At 72.3% G+C, this 3812-nt stretch carries 5 protein-coding genes; 3 read left to right on the top strand and 2 right to left on the bottom strand.

Features of this window, described 5'->3' with window-relative positions:
• Positions 1 to 28: 28 nt before the first annotated feature.
• Positions 29 to 271 (bottom strand): chaplin, encoded by a 243-nt coding sequence (locus tag ACFW2E_RS34985; RefSeq protein ID WP_384472424.1) that lies wholly within the window; start codon positions 269 to 271, stop codon positions 29 to 31.
• A gap of 258 nt (positions 272 to 529) precedes the next feature.
• Between ACFW2E_RS34985 and ACFW2E_RS34980 the strand changes: the two genes are divergently transcribed.
• From ACFW2E_RS34980 to ACFW2E_RS34970, 3 genes are all read left to right on the top strand, one after another.
• On the top strand, positions 530 to 1138 hold the full coding sequence (locus ACFW2E_RS34980) for a TetR/AcrR family transcriptional regulator (RefSeq protein WP_384472421.1): 609 nt from the start codon (positions 530 to 532) through the stop codon (positions 1136 to 1138).
• Positions 1139 to 1174: 36 nt separating this feature from the next.
• Complete coding sequence (locus tag ACFW2E_RS34975) at positions 1175 to 1846, top strand: enoyl-CoA hydratase-related protein (RefSeq protein WP_384472418.1); 672 nt, start codon at positions 1175 to 1177, stop codon at positions 1844 to 1846.
• A 370-nt stretch (positions 1847 to 2216) separates the two neighbouring features.
• Positions 2217 to 2765, top strand: coding sequence for a lamin tail domain-containing protein (locus ACFW2E_RS34970; protein WP_384472415.1), 549 nt, complete (start codon positions 2217 to 2219; stop codon positions 2763 to 2765).
• Positions 2766 to 2906: 141 nt separating this feature from the next.
• Here ACFW2E_RS34970 and ACFW2E_RS34965 read toward each other — a convergent pair whose 3' ends face one another.
• Positions 2907 to 3722 (bottom strand): protein phosphatase 2C domain-containing protein, encoded by an 816-nt coding sequence (locus ACFW2E_RS34965; RefSeq protein ID WP_384472412.1) that lies wholly within the window; start codon positions 3720 to 3722, stop codon positions 2907 to 2909.
• Positions 3723 to 3812: the final 90 nt, after the last annotated feature.

The following is a 3812-nucleotide window of genomic DNA, read 5'->3' as shown; positions in this document are numbered from 1 at the left end:
GGGTCTCGGTGCGGCCGGTCCGGCTGTGTCAGCTGCTGGAGCAGGTGTTGCCCGACGTCGGGTTCATGAGCCCGATGAGGTTGATGCTGTCGCCGCACACGAGGACCGGGATGTTGACGGGCACCTGGATGACGTCCCCGGACAGCAGGCCGGGGCTGTTGGTGGCGGTGCCGGTCACTGGGTCGGGGTCCGCGGCCTGGGCGGCCGTGGTCCCGGCGAGAGTGAGGGCGCCCGTGAGGACGGCGGTCAGTGCGGCGGCGCGGATGCGCATATCGCTCTCCCTTGTCGAAGGTGGGGTGTCTCCATCACACGCGGTGGCCCGCAGGGGCCGCATGCGCTGTTAGGCCGGATGGAGGCGGCCCGGGGCGGCCGTGTCCTCGGCGCAGCCGTGCCGAACCGCTTGCATGCTCTATGGCATACCCCATAAGTTACTTGCGGGTAGCCCGGTGAACGCCTGGAGAGAGGCGGCTTCGGTCATGTGCGCACCACTGCTCGCCGTGCGCCGCGCGGTCGTCGGGCCGGTGGTGCGATGAGCCCCCGAAAGAGCGACAGCCGGGCGCGGATGGTTCTCGGCGCCGCCGCCCTGCTGCGCGAATACGGTGCCAGTGCCACCAGCGTCGACCGGGTCCTCGCCCACAGCGGCGCCCCGCGCGGCTCCGTGTACCACCACTTCCCGGGCGGGCGGGCGCAGTTGATCGACGAGGCGGTGGCGCTGGCCGGCGAGTTCATCGCGGGGCTCATCGACGCGGCCGTGCGGGCCGGGGACCCGTTGGCGGCGATCGACGCCTTCTTCGCACTGTGGCGGCACCGGCTGGTGGACAGCGGGTTCAGGGCCGGCTGCCCGATCGTGGCCGTGGCCGTGGAGACCAATGACGAGGCACCCCAACTCGCCCGCTCCGCCGCCGCGGTGTTCGCCCGCCGGCGGGAAGCACTGGCCGTCCTGTTCGTCCGCCACGGTCTGCCCGAAGAGCGCGGCAGGCTGCTGGCGGTATTCGTCATCGCCGCGGTCGAAGGCGCGGTGATCATGTGCCGGGCCGACCGGAGCACCGCTCCGCTGGACGCCGCCGCCGAGATCCACGACCTGCTGGTCCACGCCCTGCGGGACCGGCCCGACCGGGGTCACGCCCAGCGGTCGTGACCCACCGCCCCGACCCACCCAGCACGAGGAGCCGACATGCCCGCACTCGACCGCCAGGACGACGTCTACGTCCTCGACCTCGGAGACGGTGAGAACCGGTTCCACCCCGACTGGATCGCCGCCGTCGACGCGGCCCTGGACGAGGTGGAGGAGGCGGACGGCCCACGTGCCCTGGTGACCGCGGCCACGGGCAAGTTCTACTCCAACGGCCTCGACCTCGACTGGCTGTTCGCCCACGCCGACGAGTACCAGGACTACGTGATCTCCGTGCACGGACTGTTCGCCCGGTTCCTGTCCCTCCCGGTGATCACCGTGGCCGCCCTCCAGGGGCACACCTTCGCCGCCGGCGCGATGCTCTCCCTCGCCCAGGACTTCCGTGTGATGCGCGCCGACCGCGGCTTCTGGTGCCTGCCCGAGGCCGACATCAACATCCCCTTCACCCCGGGCATGTCCGCCCTCATCCAGTCCCGGCTCGCCCCGCAGGCCGCCCATGAGGCCATGACCACCGCCCGCCGCTACGGCGGCGACGACGCGGCTGCCGCCGGCATCGTGGACCGTGCGGTCGCCGAGGACGCCGTCCGGGACACCGCCGTCGAAATCGCCCAGGCCCTGGTGGCCAAGGCGGGCGACACCCTCGGCACCATCAAGGCCCGCATGTACGCCTCCGTACTCACTGAACTGCGCGACACGAGCAACCCCGTCGGCTGACACCGGCGACTGGGGTCCACTCGTGCGACATGGGCGGGCGGGGCCTGTTACTCACTTTCGGGTGAAGAGCGGCGTGCGGGTGGACCGGCCCGAGCGGGGCCGGCGCCGGCGGAGACCTGTGCCGACGCGAGATCCGGCCACGGGTGATCTCAAAATGGGGCATCAAGTACATAGGTGTACGTTACAGGCGAGGGTCACGGACATGTGCCCGGTCTGTAACAGGCCTCGCGGCACCCCCGGGTTCCGGCGTGCGGGCCGGAGGGTGTGAGTGCGCGGCCGCCCGGCCGCCGCTCGCACAACACACACTGTGTGGCCTGCGGTTTCACCCCGCGTGCCCGACGTGTGTTCTCACCCTGCGAAGGGGGACCCTGTGTCCGCATCAGTATCCGAGACCGTCCGTCGGCTGTCCGCCGCCGCTGCCGTGGCAGCGGCCGTCGTAGGGGCGGCGGCGCTGCCGGCGGCCGCCGCCGACCACCCGTCGGCCCGTCCGGATCGTGACCGCGTGGTCATCAGCGACGTCCGGTACGACTCGCCGGGCCGCGGCGAACGCTCCAACCGTCTCCTGAACCAGGAGTGGGTGGAGGTCACCAACAACAGCCGGCACGGCGTCAACCTGGACGGCTGGACCCTGTCGGACTCCGACGGCCACACCTACACCTTCCGGCACTACCAGCTGGACGGACATGCGACGGTACGCGTCCACACCGGATTCGGCCAGGACAGCAGGAGTGACCTGTACCAGGACCGCCGCTCCCACGTGTGGGACAGGGAGGGGGACACCGCCACCCTGCGCAACGACCACGGCCGCTTCATCGACGCCGCCTCCTGGGGCGACAGCCGCCGCTACGACGACAACCGCAACGGCCACCGCCGCTACGACGGCAACCGCTACGACCACCACCGCTACGACCGCCACTGACCGTGCCCGGCGCGCCGGTACCCGCTGAGCCGGTGTCCGGCGTACTTCGACCGGTGGCGCGCCGCTCCTGGAGAGCACCCGGAGAGCGGCGCGCCACCATGACGAGGAGGCGCACCGGCAGGGGTGCGCAGGCCGGTTCACTCACGACCGGGGAGCGGCACCCTCCCCCCGCAGGGCGGCGGCGCGCCCGTGATCCCAGAGGCAGACGAGGCTGCGGTCGCCGCCTCCGTCACGGATGTTGGCGTTGACGTCCGAGAGGAACGAGGTCAGGAAGGGCTGACGGCCGTGCCAGCGCCGCGCGAACCACTCGGCCACCCCCTCCTGGTTCAGCAACCTGGCCATCGGCCCGGACGCGAGGACCAGGAGGTCTCCGGGGCGTGTCGTGACGCGCTGCCACACGAGGTCCGCGCCGGTGACGGCGGGGAGGCGGGGCGCAGCCATCGCCGCGTCGGGCGCTACGAGGGGCGTCCAGCGCGGAGCGCTCCCCAGACCGTCCTCGGCGCGCAGCCGCAGCAGCCCGGCATCGCCGACGCCGAAGACGAGGTGCTGCCGTTCCCCGCGGTCGCCCAGCTGGGAGAGCAGCCCGTAGAGAGAGGTCGCCACCTGTGCGTGGTCGCCCGCCGTCACCACCCCGGCGGTGTTCGCCCGGGCCACCAGGCGCACCGAGTTGGCCACGCCCGCCAGCACGGTACGCAGTGCGGACGTGACCGTCGCGTCGTCACCCGGACCGAACAGGCCGTCGGCGAACAGCGACGCCGCGGAGGACAGCTGGATGACCAGGGCACGGCAGGCCGCGGTGGCCCCGGACTGCGACAGGGGCGCGTCGGGCGCACCGGCCGCCACCGCGCCCAGCAGCACCGGCGCGCCGAACCCGTCGACCAGGCGCAGATGCACGGCATCCCGGCGGTGTTCGCGATCCTCGCGATGGCGTGCACCGCCTACGGACTCCGCCCGCACGACGAGGGGACCGATAACGGCTACGTAGACGATGCTGTCGGGGCCCCACTAAACGCCGCTGGTGGGGTGGAGGGGGACCGCACCGGGTTG

The organism is Streptomyces sp. NPDC058964 (assembly GCF_042741275.1).
GTDB lineage: Bacteria > Actinomycetota > Actinomycetes > Streptomycetales > Streptomycetaceae > Streptomyces.
This window is presented reverse-complemented; position numbering and strand designations above follow the sequence as displayed.

Bases quoted from the DNA above. Each gene is read 5' to 3' on its own strand.
- ACFW2E_RS34985 (WP_384472424.1), bottom strand. From the start codon at position 271: ATGCGCATCCGCGCCGCCGCACTGACCGCCGTCCTCACGGGCGCCCTC.
- ACFW2E_RS34980 (WP_384472421.1), top strand. From the start codon at position 530: ATGAGCCCCCGAAAGAGCGACAGCCGGGCGCGGATGGTTCTCGGCGCC.
- ACFW2E_RS34975 (WP_384472418.1), top strand. From the start codon at position 1,175: ATGCCCGCACTCGACCGCCAGGACGACGTCTACGTCCTCGACCTCGGA.